This is a genomic window from Blautia sp. JLR.GB0024, from assembly GCF_037000545.1.
Taxonomy (GTDB): domain Bacteria; phylum Bacillota; class Clostridia; order Lachnospirales; family Lachnospiraceae; genus Blautia; species Blautia celeris.
This window is the reverse complement of the sequence record NZ_JBANBF010000017.1, coordinates 64781-84397: the sequence shown is the minus strand read 5'-3', so window position 1 is coordinate 84397 and position 19617 is coordinate 64781. Positions and strand designations below refer to the sequence as shown.

Here is a 19617-nt window from a genome sequence, read left to right as displayed (position 1 = left end):
AAACGGGTGGAGGAGGCAAAAAATATGCTGACCCGGAGCAGTCTGCCCATCAATACCGTATCCATCTATGTGGGTTACAGTAATTTCTCCTATTTCACAAAAATGTTCCGGGAGAACACAGGATTCTCGCCCCTGGAATACCGTAGAAAATTCAAAATAAACCAGTAAAACAGAGAGGAAAGATCATGACAAAACAACAGTTAACAGAACTTTTAAAAGACATGTCCCTGCAGGAAAAGGTTAACCAGATGCTCCAGGTGGCCGGCAATTTTTACATGGACGACACAGTTATCACAGGCCCTATGAAGGAAAACGGCTTCACAGAGGAGAATATATCCCAGGCCGGTTCTGTTTTAGGTGCCCTTGGCGCGTCAAAAATAAAAGAGATCCAGAAAAACTATGTGGAAAAACATCCTCACAAGATTCCGCTGCTCTTTATGCTTGACATCATCAACGGCTTCCGCACCATATTCCCCATTCCCCTGGGGCAGGGCGCCACTTTTGAGCCGGAGCTGTCTGAAAAGTTAGCTGCCGCAGCAGCCAAAGAAGCTGCTGTCAGCGGTCTTCACGTGACATTTGCGCCTATGGTGGACCTGGTCCGCGATGCCCGCTGGGGCAGAGTCATGGAATCCACCGGGGAGGATACCTATCTGAACTGCCTCTTCTCCGAAGCCATGGTCAGGGGCTTTCAGGGGGAGGACCTGAAGGAGCCTTACAACATAGCTGCCTGTGTAAAACATTTTGCGGGATACGGCGCCCCCACGGCAGGCCGTGACTATAACACTGTGGAGCTTTCAGAACATACCCTGCGCGAATTTTACCTTCCCTCCTACAAAGCCGGCATTGACGCGGGTGCAGCCCTGGTCATGACCTCCTTCAACACCATAAACGGAGTCCCTGCAACCGGCAATAAATGGCTCATGCGTCATATCCTGAGAGAGGAGATGGGTTTTGACGGAGTCCTCATATCCGACTGGGCCGCTATCGAGGAGATCATCTACCACGGATACTGTGAAGACAGAAAAGAAGCAGCCGTCAGAGCCGCCGAAGCCGGTGTTGACATTGATATGATGACCGGCATCTACTCCGAGCATCTGACAGCACTCATAGAGGAGGGCATCCTCGATGAACAACTGGTGGATGAAGCAGTTCTCCGCATTCTGGAGCTGAAAAACAAACTGGGCCTCTTTGAGAACCCCTACAAAGACGCGGACGAGTCCAAAGAAAAAGAAATCATCCTATGTAAGGAACACAAAGCTCTTGCCAGAGAGGCCGCCTGCAAGTCCTTCGTCCTCCTGAAAAACGAGTCTGTCCTTCCCCTGAAAAAAGGACAGCACATTGCATTCATAGGCCCCTACACAGATAACCGCAGCATGTCAGGCTCCTGGTCCTTCATCGGACGCCCGGAAGACACCCTGACCCTCCGGGAAGCCGCCCTGGAATCCCTTGACAGCACAGAAGTATCCTTCCATCCCGGCAGTCCGCTCCTTGGAAATGACATCCGTCTGGAAGGCTTCACAGAGCAGACGGAGGAATCCATTTCCCCGGAGCAGCAGCAGAAAATGCTCGCAGAAGCCATAGAAGCCGCAAAAAAAGCAGACCTGGTCATCATGCCTTTAGGTGAGCACTACGTCCAGTCCGGCGAGGCCACCAGCAATGCAAACATACAGATCCCCGAGATCCAGCAGACCCTCTTCAACAAAATTTACGAGGTCAACCAGAACATTGCCGTCATCCTCTTCTCCGGAAGACCCCTGGACATCCGAGAACTTTCCGGTAAAGCCAAGGCCATCCTTCAGGTATGGATGCCGGGCACAGAAGGTGCCCACGCGGTCATGGATGTTCTCACAGGCGCCTTTAACCCCAGCGGCAAACTCCCCATGAGTTTCCCCTACAGCGTCGGCCAGGTCCCGGTCCATTACAACGAATACTCCACCGGCCGCCCCTATACCGGAGCAGACAAAGACCGCTTCCGCTCCAAATACCTGGACATCCCCAATGCCCCCTTATATCCTTTCGGCTACGGCCTGAGCTACACCACCTTCTCCATCTCCCCCATAGAGCTGGACAAGCCCGCAATGACCAAAACCGAAACCATCCAGGCATCCGTAACCATTAAAAACGAAGGTCCCCTTTCCGGAACCGAGGTCATCCAGCTCTACATCCACGACAGAGCCGCCACCGTCGTCCGCCCTGTCAAAGAGCTGAAACACTTCCGCAAGATCCACCTCCACCCCGGTGAATCCCAAAAAGTAACCTTCCACATCACCGACCAGGACCTCCGCTTCCTCACCGAACACTCCCTCCCGGAAAGCGAACCCGGCACCTTCGACCTCTACATAGGCACCGACAGCACCACCACCAACCAAACCCAATTCACCCTCTTACCATAACAAAAAACTAAATACAAATACAATCCCTCTCCCCCTTATCCCTATAACAAGCAGGAGAGGGATTTTTCTTTTTTTCACAACCCTGCGGCCATCCAATACCCAGGGGAATCCGGTGCGGCGTCGGCGAGGGAGGGCTGTATCCCGGGGGCGATGTCTTAGTGGAGCGTTCGGAAGATCCACCTGCCCCAGACACTTAATGAGGAGGCCATTGCCGACGAATTTAGTGACTGGGAGCAGGTTAGCTTCCGGACAGCGGAACGCTTCGCCCCCGGGATACAGCCCTCCCTCGCCGACGCCGCACCGGATTCCCCGTCCCTCTTGCACCACCCCCCTTTTCGTGATAGTATAAAAAAGAAAAAACCCCCACGGAGGCCCCTCATGAGTTCCTACGAAAACTTCGCCCGCGTATACGACCTCTTTATGGACAACATCCCCTATGAAGAATGGTGCGCATATCTCACCGGGCTTTTGAAAGAATATAACATAGAAGACGGCCTGATCCTGGAATTAGGCTGCGGCACCGGCAATGCCACCAGGATCCTGTCATCTTCCGGCTACGACATGATAGCCATTGACAACTCCCCGGACATGCTGGAGATCGCCATGGAGAAAAAAGCGGAGGACGGCCAGGACATCCTCTACCTTCTGCAGGACATGCGCGAATTCGAGCTCTACGGCACTGTGCGGGCAGTAGTCTCCATCTGCGACAGCATGAACTACATCACAGAAAAGGAAGACCTCCTGGAGGTATTCCGTCTGGTCAACAACTACCTGGACCCTAAGGGCATTTTCATATTTGACCTGAACACTTTCTACAAATACAGAGAGATACTGGGCGAACAGACCATAGCGGAGGACCGGGAGGACGCCAGTTTTATCTGGGACAACTATTTTGACGAGGAGGAGAACATCAACGAATACGACCTCTCTCTCTTCATTCCGGAAGAACACGGCGGGGAGATCCTCTACCGCAAATACGAGGAAGTCCACTACCAGAAAGCCTACACCCTGGAGGAGATCAGACAGCTCATAGAGGCATCCGGCATGAAATTCCTCGCCGCTTACGACGCATTCACCCATGACCCGGTAAAGGAAGACAGTGAGCGCGTCTACATCCTTGCACAGGAAAACGGAAAATAAAAGCGATTACTACAGGCAGTACCGGCAAAGATTCGCCTGAGTTATTATAATAAAAGGAGAAAAAACATGGCAGACTATATAGTAAGAGCAACCGCAGCAAACAGCCAGATCCGCGCTTTTGCTGCAACCACAAGAGATTTGACAGAGCACGCCCGGGCAGCGCACAATACAAGCCCGGTGGCAACAGCAGCCCTGGGACGCCTCCTCACCGCAGGAAGCATGATGGGCGTCATGATGAAGGGCGAAAAAGATTTACTGACCCTGCAGGTCAAGGCAGGAGGTCCTCTGGAGGGCATAACCGTGACCGCAGATTCCAAAGGCAATGTGAAAGGCTATGTGGGCAATCCAAATGTCATCCTCCATGCAAATGACAAGGGAAAGCTGGACGTGGCAGGAGCCGTAGGTGTGGGCTTCATGAATGTGATCAAAGATATGGGTCTGAAGGAGCCGTATGTAGGCCAGACCGTGCTGCAGACCAGTGAGATTGCCGAGGATTTGACCTATTATTTCGCTACCAGCGAACAGGTTCCCTCATCCGTAGGCCTTGGTGTCCTCATGGAAAAGGATAACACGGTAAAACAGGCCGGCGGCTTTATCATCCAGCTCATGCCCTTTACAGAGGAATCGGTCATCAGTCAGCTGGAAGAAAATCTGAAGGATGTAACCTCCGTCACAACCATGCTGGAGGAAGGCCATACACCGGAATCTCTGCTGAAGACCCTGCTGAAAGGCTTTGATATAGAGATCAATGAGACGATTCCCACACAATTTTATTGCAACTGTGATAAAGACCGGGTGGAAAAAGCATTGATCAGCGTAGGCAGAAAAGAGCTGCAGGAAATGATCGATGAGGGGAAAGAGATAGAGATGAACTGTCACTTCTGCAACAGAAATTACACATTCTCTGTGGAAGAGCTGAAAAATATATTAAAACGCTGCAAAAGAGGGTAAAGAAAGGTCAGGTACAATATGAGAGATGGTTTTATCAAAGTGGCGGCCGCAACGCCGGATATACTGGTAGCAGACTGTGCACACAACAGACAGGAAATTGTGGAGAAGGCCAGGGAAATGGCCGGGAACGGGGCAAAGATCCTGGTGTTCCCGGAGCTTTGTCTGACAGGATATACCTGCCAGGACCTGTTTTGGCAGGGAGCTCTTTTACACAGGGCAGAGGAGGAGCTGAAGACAATCCAGAGAGAGCTTCAGGATGTGGACGGTCTGATCTTCATCGGACTTCCCCTGAGGCATAAAGGCAAGCTCTACAATGCGGCGGCAGTGCTGAACCAGGGCAGGATACTGGGATTTGTCCCCAAGCACCATCTGCCCAATTACGGTGAATTTTACGAGGCCAGATACTTTGTTCCTGGCCAGGCATTTGACGGATATGTGGACTGGCAGGGGGAGAAAGTTCCCTTTGGACAGAATCTGCTGTTCCACTGTGCGGAAGTACCGGGACTCTGTGTGGCAGCAGAAATCTGTGAAGACCTGTGGGCACCGAATCCGCCCAGTATTTTCCATGCCATGGCAGGAGCCACTTTGATCGTCAATCTCTCAGCCAGCGACGAGACCACAGGAAAGGATGCCTACCGAAGAGAACTGGTAGCCGGACAGTCCGCCCGCCTCATCTGCGGATATGTATATGCAACCGCAGGCAACGGGGAGTCCACCCAGGATCTGGTATTCGGAGGACAGAATCTGATCGCGGAGAACGGAACCATTCTGCGGGAGGCAAAACGCTTTGCCAATGAGACCATTTACGGTGAAATTGATGTGGAGCGCCTGGAAAGCGAGAGAAGAAGGATCTCTACCTGGCAGCCGGAATCCAAGGAGGAATATACACAGATTTCCTTCCATGTGAAACAGGAGCAGACAGCCCTGTCCCGTTTCTTTGACCCCAGCCCCTTTGTGCCGGATGATAAAAAAGACAGAGAGAGAAGATGTGATGAGATCCTCACCATGCAGGCCATGGGGCTTAAAAAACGTCTGGACCATACAGGATGCAAAGCTGCAGTTCTGGGCATTTCCGGCGGTCTGGATTCCACCCTTGCCCTTCTGGTGACTGCAAGAGCCTTTGATCTGTGCGGTCTTGCCAGAAGCCAGATCACAGCGGTGACCATGCCCTGCTTCGGCACCACGGACAGGACATATACCAATGCCTGTGAACTCACAAGAAGACTGGGAGCCACGCTTCGTGAGGTTGACATAAAAAAGGCAGTGCTGCAGCATTTTGAGGATATCGGTCATGACTATCAGGACCACAGTGTGACCTTTGAAAACGCACAGGCCAGGGAGAGGACCCAGGTTATTATGGACATTGCCAACAGCTGCGGCGGCCTTGTGATCGGAACAGGGGATTTGTCGGAGCTGGCTCTCGGATGGGCAACTTACAACGGGGACCATATGTCCATGTACGGGGTAAACGGCTCTGTGCCGAAGACTCTCGTCCGCCATCTGGTGCGCTATTACGCGGATACCTGCGGGGAACCGGAACTGGCAGCCATTCTGGAGGATGTGCTGGATACACCGGTGAGCCCTGAGCTGCTTCCGCCCACGGACGGTGTCATTTCCCAGAAGACAGAGGATTTGGTGGGCCCCTACGAGCTGCACGATTTCTTCCTGTATTATATGATGCGTTTCCAGTTCGGTCCCGCTAAGATCTACCGCATAGCCAGAATCGCCTTCGCGGGCATGTATCATGACGAAGTGATACTGAAATGGCTGAAGAAATTTTACTGGAGATTTTTCTCCCAGCAGTTTAAGCGTTCCTGCCTGCCGGACGGTCCAAAAGTGGGCAGCGTGGCAGTGTCACCCAGAGGAGATCTGCGGATGCCCAGTGACGCATCTGTGAGGATCTGGATGGATGAGTTGGAGACTCTGGGATAAGCGGATAAGGCCAGAGGATAGAAAGGGGGCGCAGGATTTGCGGACGAATAAAATGCGTGCTGTAGTGTATCAGGGGAAAGGCGCGGTATCTCTGGAGGAGCGTGATATCCCTGTGATCCGGGACCCGGGGGATGCTATTGTGAAAGTGACACTTACCACCATATGCTCCAGCGATATTCATATAAAACACGGTGCAGTGCCGAAAGCCGTACCGGGAACCATCCTGGGGCACGAGTTTGTCGGACAGGTGGTGGAAACAGGAAGCGCGGTGAAGAAGGTGAAGCCCGGAGACAGAGTGGCTGTCAATGTGGAGACTTTCTGCGGGGAGTGCTTTTTCTGCAGGCGCGGGTTTGTGAACAACTGTGAGCATGAAAACGGAGGCTGGGCTCTCGGATGCCGCATAGACGGAGGACAGGCGGAATACTGCCGCATTCCCTGTGCGGACAATGGACTGACTAAGATACCGGACCATGTGACCGATGAGGAGGCTCTTTTTACCGGGGATATACTCTCCACCGGCTACTGGGCTGCCAGACTGGGTGAGGTAAAGCCGGCAGATACAGTTGTGGTTATAGGAGCCGGCCCCACCGGACTCTGTACCATGATGTGTGCCCGGCTGTACAGTCCTGCCAAGATCATCGCCATAGACGTGGATGAAAGCAGACTGGAACTGGCGAAAAGACAGGGGCTTGCCGATGTGACGGTATGTCCCGCGGAAGAGCCCTGCCGCTATGGGGCAGAGGATTATGCCGATGTTGCGGGGAAGGTACAGGAGACTGTTGTGCAGCGTGTCCTTGCAGAGAGCCACGGAAGAGGCGCAGATGTGGTATTTGAGGCCGCAGGCGGAACGGATACCTTTGAGCTGGCCTGGAAGACAGCCAGGCCCAACGCGGTTGTGGTGATCGCTGCCATGTATGAAAGAGATCAGACTCTGCCCCTGCCGCAGATGTACGGCAGGAATCTGACTTTTAAAACAGGCGGAGTGGACGGCTGCTATTGTGAGGAGATCATGGAGCTTCTGGCGGCAAAGAAGCTGGATACAGGATGCCTGATCACCCACAGGACCCGTCTGGAAGATATTATGAAGGCATATGAGATATTTGAACAGAAAAAGGACGGCGTGATAAAATACGCGGTAAAACCATAAGAATGCGGACAAAATAAGACCGCAGAAGGAGAACGATATGGAAAAATTAAGAGTGGGTGTATTGAGCACAGGAAATATTGCAGCCACTATGGCGGAGACACTCCGCTGTATGGAGGATGTGGAGCTGTATGCAGTGGCATCCAGATGTCAGGAAAAGGCAGACGCGTTTGCAGAAAAATACGGATTTGAAAAGGCATTCGGTACATATGAAGAGATGGCAGCAGATGAGAAGGTAGACCTGGTCTATGTGGCAACCCCAATCTCAGAACACTGTTCCCATGTGAAAATGCTGCTTGAAAACGGCAGGAACGTCCTGTGCGAGAAGGCATTTGCCGTAAATGCCCGGGAGGCCGAAGAGATGACTGCGCTCTCAAAAGAAAAGGGACTGCTTCTGGCAGAGGCCATGTGGGTCAGATATATGCCCATGGCAAGGACACTGCAGGAGGTACTTGCCTCCGGTGCCATCGGCACACCGTATACCCTGACCGCTAACCTGGGATATCTGCTGGAGTCAGTACCCAGGATGATGAAGCCTGAACTGGCAGGTGGCGCCCTTTTGGATGTAGGTGTCTACACTCTGACATTTGCATCTATTGCGTTCGGGGATGACATCTCCTCCATTGACACTTCCGTCATTATGACAGATACGGGAGTGGACGCACAGAGCAGCATAACCATTAGATATCCGGATGGGAAGATGTCGGTGCTGAACAGTTCCCTCCGCGCCCTTTCCGACAGACAGGGAATCATTTACGGGACAAAGGGCTTTCTGGTTGTGGAAAACATCAATAATTTCGAGTCCATCACAGTCTATAATGAAAAACGGGAAGTGACAGCCAGATATGACCAGCCAAAACAGATCAGCGGCTATGAATACGAGGTAAGGGCCTGCAAAAAGGCCATAGAAGAGGGGATGTGCGAATGCCCGGATATGCCCCACAGCGAAACGATCCGCATTATGGAGCAGATGGATGCTGTCCGTGAGAAATGGGGCTTTCGTTATCCAATGGAAAAATAAGAAAATACCGGTTGACTTTTCCTTACTGCAAATGTAGTATATAGATAGATACTACATTTGTAGAAAAAGGGAGGAGTACAAGAATGATTAAAAAAAGAGGGATTGTCCTTGCTGCATCCATGGCTGTGCTTCTGTTTGCAGTCACCGGTCTTATGGGATGTTCTTCAAAAGAGAACGACAAGTCTGACAAGAAAACAGAGACCCGGGAGGAAACCGGAAAAGAAGAAAAAACAGATGCAAAAGGGGATACCGCGGAGAAGGCAGCCATAGAGACCGGGAAGCTGGAGAAAATGCTGCCGATCTTTGACTCCGTGATACGCTTTCAGGCACAAAGCCGGGAGCCGCTTGAATACAGCGCTTCTGACAGTAAATATGTATGGGGAGTCCTGAACCGCATTATCACTGATTACGCCAGAGTCGGCGATAACGGAGTGGATTACACAGAGGATTCCTCCATGAAACGTGTCCCGTCCGGAGTGGTAAAAGAATATGCCCAGGGACTGTTTGCAGGTATTGAAACACTGCCTGAACTTACGGCGGACTTAGAGCAGGAGATGGGTATAGAATCCGTGGAAAATGAATATCTCTTTGCGCTTGGTGACCAGGTAGAAATGACTGTCTCCATACAGGACTATAAAGAAGGCACAGACGGGGGCTGGATCGTAAATGTGAGTTCACATTATCCATATCCGGCATCCTCCGATACACCGTCAGCCGTGAGTTCCTTTCGCATTGTGGAGAACCCTTACGGCGGACTGTTTCCCTATGCGGTGAAGGAGGTCATATCTGCAGCGGTGCCCGAAAATGCTGTTTCTGATGAGGAGCAGGGAGAAGTTTCCGGGGACCAGGAGAATCCTTCCAATGCACCGGAAACACCGGACCCTGAAAATAATGAGTCCAACGGCGGAGAACAGGAACAGCCGGAACAAAACGGGCAGGATTCAGACCCTGCGGATACCGATTCTGACGATGATATGTCCATTGATGAGTATGTGGAAAAATACGGGGAAGAGAAAGCTCTGGAAAAGTACGGGGAAGTTCCGTTTAATAAGTATTATTTAAGACCAAAGGAAGCCAGAGAGAAGATGGAAGAAGAGGAAAGGGAAAAAGGGACAGAGGAGGATTCAGGATCTGCAGAACAGAATACAGATGAAACACAGTGAGTGCCGGAACTGAGATTTAAGGCAGGCAGCGGGGAACGTATATGGGTACGTTCCCCTTTTTGCTGTATAAAAAAATCCGGGATTTTCATTATGTTATTTTGACTGAATTTATCAAATGTGTTTTGTGCATAAAAACGAAGAAAAAGAAATAAACAAGTGAAATATGCAATGATACATTCGATATATATTGTGCGTTGTATCAATTATGCGCAAAAGGTATTGCGGCTAAAATACGCATATGCTATGATGTCAAAATAAATATGGAGAACCAGGAGGAACAGACATGATACGGAAATATACATACGGAAATCCTTTTTGTACGGACGCGGTTGTAAAGGATATGGCGGCAGAGACCCAGACTCTGCCATATCTGCAAAAGACAGAGCAGGACGGCAGGCTTATATTTTCCTGCAGCCTTGGGGAAAAGGACCTGGTGTACGGACTGGGGGAAAATGTAAGAGGAATCAACAAGCGGGGATGGCTTTACCGAAGCTGCTGTGCAGATGAGCCAAACCATCTGGAGGACAGGCATTCTCTGTACGCATCCCACAACTTTTTAGTGATTGCCGGTGAGACGACCTTTGGCGTCTTTTTTGATTATCCGGGCATTATCAGCTTTGACGTGGGCTATACCCACATGGATGAGCTGGTGATCACACTGGAGGAACCGGATGCGGATGTCTATATTCTGGAGGGCAGCGATATCCGGCAGATTGTAAAGGAGTTCAGGGGTCTGATCGGCAGAAGTTATATTCCGCCCAGATGGGCATTCGGATACCAGCAGAGCCGCTGGGGTTATAAATGTGAGGCGGACATCAGGGAGGTAGCAGAGGGCCACAGGAAGAATCATCTGCCTCTTGACAGCATTTACCTTGATATTGATTACATGGAGCGGTATAAGGACTTCACTATTGACGAGGAGCGTTTTCCGGATTTTGAAGGTCTGGTGAGGGATATGAAGGCGCAGAATATCCGTCTGGTGCCTATCATTGATGCCGGTGTGAAAGTGGAAAAAGGCTATTCCGTCTATGAGGAAGGTTTGGAGAAGGGATATTTCTGCAAAGACGAAGATGGAAAAGAATTTATCGCCGGTGTGTGGCCGGGACAAGTGCATTTTCCTGATGTGCTGAACAAAGACGCCAGGGAGTGGTTTGGAAACCAATATAAGTTTTTGCTGGATAAGGGGATTGAAGGCTTCTGGAATGATATGAACGAACCAAGTATTTTTTTTGCTCAGGACCGCATGGATGATACCATTGACGCCATTGCAGACCTGAAAGGAAAGAACCTGGACCTGGATACCTTCCAGAAATTTACCGGTCTGGTGGATGGACTGGCAAATAATACAGAAGATTTTAAAAAGTTCTATCACAAGACGGATGCAGGACAGATGCGCCACGACAAGGTTCATAACCTGTTCGGCTATAATATGACCAGAGCGGCAGGGGAAGCCTTTGAGCGTCTGTGCCCTGACAAGAGGATACTCATGTTCTCCCGCTCCTCTTACGTGGGAATGCACCGCTACGGCGGTATCTGGACAGGAGATAACAAGTCCTGGTGGCAGCACCTGCTTCTCAACCTGAAGATGATGCCGAGCCTTAACATGGTGGGGATTCTCTACACAGGCGCCGATATCGGAGGATTCGGTTCTGATACCACGGAAGACCTGGTAATGCGCTGGATCCAGCTTGCCATGTTCTCACCGCTTATGAGAAATCATACGGCACTGGGAACCAGAATGCAGGAGGTCTATCAGTTTGACCATATGGACCGGTTCAGGGATATTCTGGGACTGCGCTACGGCATGCTGCCCTATATTTACAGCGAATACATGAAGGCGGCCCTGCGCGGTGAGATGTATTTTACACCGCTGTCCTTTGTCTACACGGAAGATGAATTTGCACCCCAGGTGGAGGACCAGCTTCTTGTGGGAGACAGCCTTATGATAGCTCCTGTGTACAGCCAGAACGCGGAGGGAAGATATGTGTATCTGCCGGAGGAGATGGCGCTTCTGCGTTTCCGGAGCCTGACGGACTTTGACAAGGAAATCCTGCCGGCAGGCCACCATTATGTGAAAGCAGGTCTGTATGAGATGCTGGTATTTGTGCGCCCGGATAAGATTCTTCTGCTGTCTGAAGGCGGAGAATCCACGGAAGATGTGGATACGGATTCCGTAAAAGCCCTGGCATTCGTAAAAGAGAAGGCCGTTTACGAGTGGTATGAGGATGACGGAAAAGGGAAAGACTTTGAAAACCCGGCGAATTATGGTATGATTGAAATCGACAAGGCAGGAACCTGTGTGTATACAGGCTGCCGGAAGAAAGAGATTCAAGCTGAAATACTGTAAACAGATTGGGGATTTAAGAATGATTACAATAAAAGAGATAGCCAATATGCTGAATGTGAGCACCACCACGGTGTCAAATGTTATCCACGGCAAGACAAAAGAGGTATCACCTGCCAATGTGGAGCGTATCCGGAAGGTTCTGGATGAGTATGACTATATGCCCAACATCAATGCCCGCAACCTGGCAAGCAACCGCTCTAAGATCATCGGTATGGTGGTAAAGGTCAATGGAAAGGAAAATCCGTTTAAAGACCAGTTTTTTGGGGAACTGCTGGGTGCAGTGGAGGACCGTGTGAGAAGCAGAGGCTATAATCTGATGGTTTACGCACTGAATGATGTCCGGCAGGTCCAGAAATTTATCCTGTCATGGAATATGGATGGACTGGTGACCTGCGGTTTTGTGGAAGGGGAAATCTCATACCTGCAGGAACGTTACAAAAAGCCGATTGTGATCATTGACGATTATGATACAAATGATCTGGAGCGCTGCATCAATATCCGGCTGGAGGATAAGAAAGCCGCCTATGAGATGACAAAATATGTCATCGGATGCGGTCATAAAAAAGTCGCGTTTCTTGCCGATAATAATGTGAACCTGGATCATCAGCGGTTCCTGGGATACTGCCAGGCCATGGATGAGGCCGGACTTTTTGGCAGCGAGGAAAATTTTCTGAAAATATGTCCCGGAAACAGGGGAGAGAAGAACAATCTGGATGATCTGTATGAGAAATCCTTTGCCTATACGGCGATCATATGTTCTTCGGATTATTATGCCGCAATGCTCCTCAATACTTTTCAAGACAGAGGGAGAAAGATTCCGGATGACATATCCATCACCGGCTTTGATGACGTGGAGTACGCCTCCCTGGTAAGGCCGGCACTCACCACTGTGCGCCAGGATATCCAGGAAAAAGGACTGGTGGCGGTTGATATGCTTGTAAAAATGTTGGAGGAAAACCCCAAGGACATGGAGACACTGGTTGTCCTTCCCACACAGATGGTCATTCGTGATTCTGTAAAAAGGATCAACGGGTAAGAAAGTAAAATAATAGTAACTGTTCTGTCAGGTCTGCGCATTTACTGCGCTGACCGTGCAAAAGAGTAGTGGCGGCAAGTATTCGCCCCATCGCGAAGCGATTTTTAATGGGCGAATACCCGTAACGATTCAGCTGGCTGAATCGTTACAAATAATATACCGTATGGCTGCAGAGATACTGCCGCCATACGGTATTTTTTTGCTTTTTTTATGGATTGTGTACAATGTGAATGACATAAGAAAAGGGCAGCAGCAGAGAATACAGAATATAAGCTTATGCGCAAAAGTGTTAAAGCGTCGAATGAACTGAAAAAGGTTTTGCGAAAAACCTTTTGTAAAAATTATACAAAAATATAGGCTGAATACCAGGAAAATGGGAAGTGTTTCTGTGAAAAATAGAGAAATGAATATAAGAGGTTATAAAAAACATTGATTTTACGCGGAAGTGGTGGTAAGATACAAAGCATCAAAACCTTATGCGCAAAAGGTATAAAAAGATAATCCTCAGAAAGGTTGGTAAGAGAGATGAAAAAGAAGGTTTTAGCGGCACTGCTTGCCGGAGCAATGACAGTTACACTGGGAGCATGCGGAGGAAATACAGGCAGTGGAAATGACACCAGCAAGGCAGACGACAACACACAGGGGACAACGGACACAGCGGATGTGAGCAAGGATGCCATTCGCTTTATGAACACAAAGATCGAGATTGACGGAGCTTTGAAAGAGTTTGCAAAGCAGTACCAGGAAGAGACAGGACAGGAAGTTGTGATCGAATCCCTGGGCGGCGGTGTGGATGTAAACGGACAGCTCAAAAATTATTATGCAGCAGGCAACATGCCGGACATCTTTGCATTTGCTGCAGACTCTTACAAATCTTCTTTTAAAGACTGGCTGGAACCACTGGACGGAGAGTCCTGGATCGACGATACGGATTATGCGTTTAAGGGAGAGGACGGAAAAGTATACGGAATGCCTTTCGCATTGGAAGGAATCGGTCTGGCATACAACAAAGATATTCTGGATAAAGCGGGGGTAGACCCGTCAGCGCTGACAAATATCAATGCTTACAAAGAGGCATTTGAGAAGATAGATTCCATGAAGGACGAGCTGGGAATTACATCTGTGTGTGCTGTAGCGGCAGAGTCAGGACAGATGTACTGGTCAACGGGCAACCATATGATGGCAGCTTACATTTCTCAGGGAAAAGACAGAACGGACAAAGATATTATTGATAAGCTGAACAAAGGGGAGATTGATAAAGACAGAATGGGACAGTTCGGTGACTGGCTTCAGTTATTGTTTGATTATTCAGATCAGAACGTATTGATCTCCGGTACATATGATGACCAGCTTGCACTGTGGGCTACAGGAAAAGCAGCATTCATCACCCAGGGTAACTGGATCGACCCGTCACTTCCCACCTATGAAGCAGAGTTTGCATGCGGACTGGCACCGGCGGCATTTATGGAAGAGGATACAGACGGCATCATAGTGGACGCACCGGCTGTATGGGGTATCTATAATGAGAGTGATAAGATTGACGCCTGCAAGGAATTTTTAAAGGCATTGGCAGAGAGCGAAGAGGGACAGAAAGCCCTGGTTGAGGACTGCGGAATGGTTTCTCCGTATAAATCCTGCACACTGGAGCCGAGCACACCGCTGGCAAAAAGCATGCTTCCTTATATCAAGGACGGAAAAACCTATGCATGGGATTGGCTGACACAGCCGGAAGGTATTGCACAGAATGCCACAGGAGCTGTATTTGAGCTGTACGCAAAAGGACAGCTGGATAAACAGGGATTTGTAGACACCATGGAATCAGTAATCAAAGATTATGTAGCATCTAACGGAAGCAATTAACCAGTTTACCGGCGGTTTTCCCCGAGGGGAGGACAGCCGGTAAATTTTCAAAAGGGGAAAAGGCATGAATGTTCAATTGAAAAAAACGATATCAATCGCTGCCATGGCTGCGGGCATTATAGGTATGGCAGCAGCACTCTATATGGATTTTTCGGGCAGCGCCTCCACGATCAGGGGACCGCTTCTTATTGCAGGGGCTTTGCTTGTGATAGCCGGCGTCTACCTGCTTCCGACCAGAAAGCACCGCTCCATTATCAATGTGCTGTTCCTGTTTCCGCTGATCTTTGCGTTTGCGGTGACAGTATTGATTCCGTTTGCCTGCGGTATCTTTTACTCCATGACAGACTGGAATGGAATCAAATTTGAGAAGTTTGTGGGACTTGGCAACTACATCAGTATGTTTAAATCAAATGATTATATTTATTCATTTGTGGTAACCTTTATCTTTACGGTGATCAATATGCTGGCTGTGAACCTGGTGGCTTTCGGACTGGCTCTTCTTTGTACATCAAAAGTTAAGGGAAGAAACTTCTACCGTGCGGCTTACTTTATCCCGAACCTGATCGGTGGTATTGTACTTGGTTATGTATGGCAGTTTATTTTCAACAAGGTAATGACAACTGTGATCGAAGGCAGCACGTCCATGCTGACAGATCCCAATCTGGCGATTGCCGCTATTTTGATCGTAAGTACCTGGCAGTACGCAGGGTATATTATGATGATCTATGTGACAGGTCTGCAGAGTGTGCCAAAGGATATTCTGGAGGCATCCAATGTGGATGGGGCTAACCAGATCACAACCCTGCTGAAGATCAAGGTTCCCATGATCGCAAATACATTTACTGTATGTATTTTCCTGACACTGGTCAACTCATTCAAACAGTTTGACCTGAACCTGGCTATCACCAATGGTGCGCCCAGCCGTATTCTGGCGGGTAAACCGGTGCAGGCAACCGAGTTTTTGGCATTGAATATTTATAACACGGCTATCAGTAAAAACCAGTACGCATTGGGACAGACAAAGGCAGTGGTATTCTTTATCATCCTGGCGATCGTGTCTTTGACACAGGTATCCATCAGTAAGAAGAAGGAGGTTGAAATGTAATGAAGGCACAGAAAATAAGAACCGGAATCGCAGAAATTATTGGTGTGATTCTTACAATTATCATCCTGGCTCCTTTCCTGCTGGTGGTTGTGAACTCCGCAAAGAGCAGCGCGGATATTATCACAAGCCCTATTTCCCTGCCGGAGCATTGGGGACAGATTTTTACAAATCTGAGCAATGTAATACATAACCAGAACTTTAACTACTGGAATTCTTTCTTCAGCTCTCTGCTGATCACAGCGGTTTCCCTTTTGCTGCTGACCGTATTTTCCAGTATGGCTGCATGGGTTCTGGTGAGAAACAAAACAAAATGGTCCAGTTTCATTTTTATGCTGTTTGTGTCAGCTATGGTTATTCCTTTCCAGGTCGTTATGCTGCCGCTGCTTTCCACATTCCGGGAAACCTCCAACTTCTTCGGGATTCAGATGCTGCAGAGTTATAAGGGGATTATCTTTGCTTATCTGGGATTCGGCGGGTCTATGTCCGTGTTTATTCTGCATGGGTTTGTGAAAGGGATTCCTTATGAGCTGGAGGAGGCTGCCTGGATCGATGGGTGCAGTCCGGAAGGGACATTCTTCCGTATTATTTTCCCGCTTTTGAAACCTGTACAGGTGACGGTTCTGATACTGAACGGTATCTGGATCTGGAATGATTACCTGCTTCCCTCTCTGATGCTGGGGCTGAATGGGAAGATCAAGACGCTGCCTGTGGCGGTCAGCAGTTTTGTGGGGTCTTATGTGAAGCAGTGGGATTTGATCTTGTCGGCGGCGCTGCTGGCTATGATTCCTATTATTATTTTGTTCCTGTTTGCGCAGAAGCAGATCATTCAGGGTATGGTGGATGGAGCGATTAAGTAAGAAGTGAAAAAGGTTTTGAAGTTGAGCACCGGATATGGGGAGAATGTATCCGGTGCTTTTTTGGTACATGGACGTGGAAAGCAAAGGGTCCGGATGCCTTTGCCTCCCGGCCCCGGGCCCTTTGCTTTCCCCTGGTAGTGGAGGGCGGCAGGTGACCGATTGGAAACGAGGGTCATATGATAGAAAAAAAGGATTTTTATGAATATGATCAGGAGAGTATCTTCATATATATTATTTTTTTGTGTTTTCATGCTGTTGGGGTGTACATCGGTTTTCGCGCTGCCGCCTGAAGATGGGAATCAGCGGCAGGGGATTGACGTGAGTATGTGGCAGGGGGATATTGATTTTGAGGAGGTGGCAGGTACCGGAGTGGATACAGTCTATATCCGGTCCAGTCTGGGAAGTGATTATACAGACCCATATTTTGAACAGAATTATGAGAGAGTCAGGGCTGCAGGGCTGAATGTGGGATTTTATCATTATGTGACCGCCAGGACAGTTTCCCAGGCGGTGTATGAGGCACATTTTTATATGAACGTGATTCAGGGAAAGGAGTTTCAGTGTCGGCTGGCTATGGATTTTGAGGATTTGACCCGTCTGAGTGCCGGGGAGGCGAATGAGATTGGGCTGGCGTTTATCAGGACCGTGGAAAACCTGAGCGGTAAAGGGACAGTGGTGTATAGTGATGCCTACAATGCCGGGAACGTGTTTGGGGGAGAGCTGACAGAATACCCCCTTTGGATCGCGGAATATGATGTGTCAGAGCCTTCGTCACAGGTGAACTGGGACTCATGGGCAGGATGGCAGTATTCGGATACGGGGAATGTGGCCGGGATTTCCGGGTATGTGGATTTGGACCGTTATACAGATGCTATGTTTTTAGAGGAAGCGGGAAGCGTGCCGGGGCCTGTGCCTATGCCCGAACCTTCTTCGTCTACGGTGGAGTATACGGTTAAGAGCGGGGATACGCTGTGGGGGATTGCCCGGATGTACAGAACCAGTGTATCTGCTATTGTTTCTGAAAATGGGATAGCAAATCCCAACCTGATTTACCCCGGGGAAGTGCTGAGGATCACACTTGCGGATCAGGTATCGTCTTCTCAGGTGGATAACACGTATATGGTGCGAAGAGGAGATACCCTCTGGGGGATAGCGCGGATGTACAGGATTTCTGTGGCAAGGCTTGCGGCTATAAATCATATCTCTGATCCGAACCTGATCTATCCCGGGGAGGTTCTGCAGATTTCAGCCTCCGGAAGTACGGGGGATGTGGGAAGGACCTATATTGTGCGTTACGGGGATACGCTGTCAGGGATCGCGGCCAGGTTTGGGACTACGGTTTCACAGCTTGCGGCAGTTAACGGGATAGCGGACCCGAATCTGATCTACGCCGGGGAAGTTCTTACAGTCAGCTGAGCAGGCAGGAAGAGACGATATGAAATGCAGACAGAAGAACAGATGAAGAACAGACAGAAAAAACGGGGATGTTCCGGAGCATCCCCGTTTTTGTATGAGCCGGCCATGATAAGAGCCGCAGCGTTCAGTCAGCTTTTGCTTTGTCAAGTGCCTCATTGATGGCGTCCAGCAGAAGCATTGAGGTGTATTTGTTTTCGTCTGTATAGGTGATGTTTTCCGTGGTCTGCGATGCGTATATCTGGCTGGAGAGCGCATCCAGTGCGGGCTCCATCAGCGGATACATGGCAGTGGTGGTCTCGCTTAAATTTACCAGAGATATGGCATTTATGTGGTTTTCGTCCACGGTAACCTCAACGTCAAATGTGTTGCCATTTAGTGTGATGGGGCTTTTATACACGCCAGCGTGGTAGACAGCGGCTGAAGTGGCGGCTGAGTCGGCTTTCCGGTCTTTTCCGAACATCATAAAGAGAAGAACCGCCAGAAGAATGGCAAGTACCACGAAAATAATGGTATAAATGACTTCTTTCATATGTAATACGACAATCTTGGTCTTTGAGCTCATGGCTGCACCTCCTGCATTCCTTTTTATAACTTATTATGAAAGTGGGGAAAATATGCAAGGATTCTTTTGGGGAGGACAAATTACCTGCGAATGAACTCGTCATGTTTTTGTTCGAGAAGTCGGAAATCGACTGTGCTTTTCAGGTAGCCGATGGAAGAATTGTTTTCGGATTTTTGCTTATATAGAAGTTTGGCATTCTGTTTTATTTTCTTTTGATTCTTACGGATAAAGATTAATTCTTTATGTATCAATGCTTTATAACGACGGTCTGACTCATTGTCGATATCGTACAAAGTAAGTTCAGATGCTGGAACTGGTATCATGTTGCTCAGTTTTAAGGTTCCTTTCAACTCCGGCTCTCCGTTTGAGGAAACCGCAGTAATTCTTATGATTGGGATAATACTTTTTCGTATTCGCCGCTCACCGTTTATTATTTGGTAATCTGTGTTTTTTGGAGAGGAAAGAGGAATATAGTAATAATAATTATTAATAATATATACAATACCCAGATATTTTCTGGTATGTTTTCGGTCATTTTCCTTTGCTGAGAATACATTTCTATCAGCGGCTCTTAGAAAAGCGATGTATTCTTCTGAAATTTCATATAATCGTAGAGTATCCACATCTGTCTCCTTTGATGAAAAGAGGCAGTCCTAAGACTGCCCCTTAATATTAAAGTTTCCCACTGTC

16 protein-coding genes are annotated in these 19617 nt (G+C 49.0%); 14 read left to right on the top strand and 2 right to left on the bottom strand.

The genetic code is table 11. The annotated features are described in order from the left end of the window. The first annotated feature begins 6 nt into the window (after positions 1-6). The 14 genes from V8Q34_RS24020 to V8Q34_RS23955 all read left to right on the top strand — a co-directional run bounded on the left by V8Q34_RS24020 (position 7) and on the right by V8Q34_RS23955 (position 18365). Positions 7-168: a helix-turn-helix domain-containing protein gene (locus V8Q34_RS24020; protein WP_335836472.1), complete on the top strand. Its 162-nt coding sequence runs from the start codon at positions 7-9 to the stop codon at positions 166-168. A gap of 17 nt (positions 169-185) precedes the next feature. Continuing rightward, positions 186-2393 (top strand): beta-glucosidase BglX, encoded by a 2208-nt coding sequence (gene bglX, locus V8Q34_RS24015; protein ID WP_335836470.1) that lies wholly within the window; start codon positions 186-188, stop codon positions 2391-2393. 378 nt (positions 2394-2771) lie between these two features. Continuing rightward, positions 2772-3533 carry a class I SAM-dependent DNA methyltransferase gene (locus V8Q34_RS24010; protein ID WP_033139195.1) on the top strand — a complete coding sequence of 254 codons (762 nt, stop codon included), beginning with the start codon at positions 2772-2774 and terminating at the stop codon, positions 3531-3533. A gap of 66 nt (positions 3534-3599) precedes the next feature. Next, positions 3600-4484 carry an Hsp33 family molecular chaperone HslO gene (gene hslO, locus V8Q34_RS24005; RefSeq protein ID WP_054352001.1) on the top strand — a complete coding sequence of 295 codons (885 nt, stop codon included), beginning with the start codon at positions 3600-3602 and terminating at the stop codon, positions 4482-4484. Between the two features lie 18 nt (positions 4485-4502). After that, entirely contained in the window at positions 4503-6416 is a 1914-nt protein-coding gene (locus V8Q34_RS24000) for an NAD(+) synthase (protein ID WP_335836469.1), read from the top strand. A 52-nt stretch (positions 6417-6468) separates the two neighbouring features. Continuing rightward, positions 6469-7563, top strand: coding sequence for an alcohol dehydrogenase (locus V8Q34_RS23995; RefSeq protein WP_054352002.1), 1095 nt, complete (start codon positions 6469-6471; stop codon positions 7561-7563). A gap of 37 nt (positions 7564-7600) precedes the next feature. After that, positions 7601-8581 carry a Gfo/Idh/MocA family protein gene (locus V8Q34_RS23990; protein WP_335836468.1) on the top strand — a complete coding sequence of 327 codons (981 nt, stop codon included), beginning with the start codon at positions 7601-7603 and terminating at the stop codon, positions 8579-8581. Positions 8582-8664: 83 nt separating this feature from the next. Continuing rightward, entirely contained in the window at positions 8665-9744 is a 1080-nt protein-coding gene (locus tag V8Q34_RS23985; protein ID WP_335836467.1) for a hypothetical protein, read from the top strand. Positions 9745-10027: 283 nt separating this feature from the next. Beyond that, positions 10028-12091 (top strand): glycoside hydrolase family 31 protein, encoded by a 2064-nt coding sequence (locus V8Q34_RS23980; RefSeq protein WP_335836466.1) that lies wholly within the window; start codon positions 10028-10030, stop codon positions 12089-12091. A gap of 19 nt (positions 12092-12110) precedes the next feature. Further along, a complete protein-coding gene (locus V8Q34_RS23975) occupies positions 12111-13127 on the top strand; it encodes a LacI family DNA-binding transcriptional regulator (RefSeq protein ID WP_335836465.1) in 1017 nt (338 codons plus the stop codon). Between the two features lie 525 nt (positions 13128-13652). Next, complete coding sequence (locus V8Q34_RS23970) at positions 13653-14987, top strand: ABC transporter substrate-binding protein (RefSeq protein WP_033139203.1); 1335 nt, start codon at positions 13653-13655, stop codon at positions 14985-14987. 64 nt (positions 14988-15051) lie between these two features. Further along, entirely contained in the window at positions 15052-16092 is a 1041-nt protein-coding gene (locus V8Q34_RS23965) for a carbohydrate ABC transporter permease (RefSeq protein WP_033139204.1), read from the top strand. Further along, complete coding sequence (locus tag V8Q34_RS23960) at positions 16092-16949, top strand: carbohydrate ABC transporter permease (RefSeq protein ID WP_033139205.1); 858 nt, start codon at positions 16092-16094, stop codon at positions 16947-16949. The genes V8Q34_RS23965 and V8Q34_RS23960 overlap by 1 nt, the downstream gene beginning before the upstream one ends. A 324-nt stretch (positions 16950-17273) precedes the next feature. Beyond that, positions 17274-18365 (top strand): LysM peptidoglycan-binding domain-containing protein, encoded by a 1092-nt coding sequence (locus V8Q34_RS23955; protein ID WP_335836471.1) that lies wholly within the window; start codon positions 17274-17276, stop codon positions 18363-18365. A gap of 124 nt (positions 18366-18489) precedes the next feature. Here V8Q34_RS23955 and V8Q34_RS23950 read toward each other — a convergent pair whose 3' ends face one another. Together V8Q34_RS23950 and V8Q34_RS23945 are read right to left on the bottom strand one after the other, a co-directional pair. Next, complete coding sequence (locus V8Q34_RS23950; protein ID WP_018597792.1) at positions 18490-18927, bottom strand: hypothetical protein; 438 nt, start codon at positions 18925-18927, stop codon at positions 18490-18492. 80 nt (positions 18928-19007) lie between these two features. Next, a complete protein-coding gene (locus V8Q34_RS23945; RefSeq protein ID WP_033139206.1) occupies positions 19008-19550 on the bottom strand; it encodes a type III toxin-antitoxin system ToxN/AbiQ family toxin in 543 nt (180 codons plus the stop codon). Between the last annotated feature and the right edge of the window lie 67 nt (positions 19551-19617).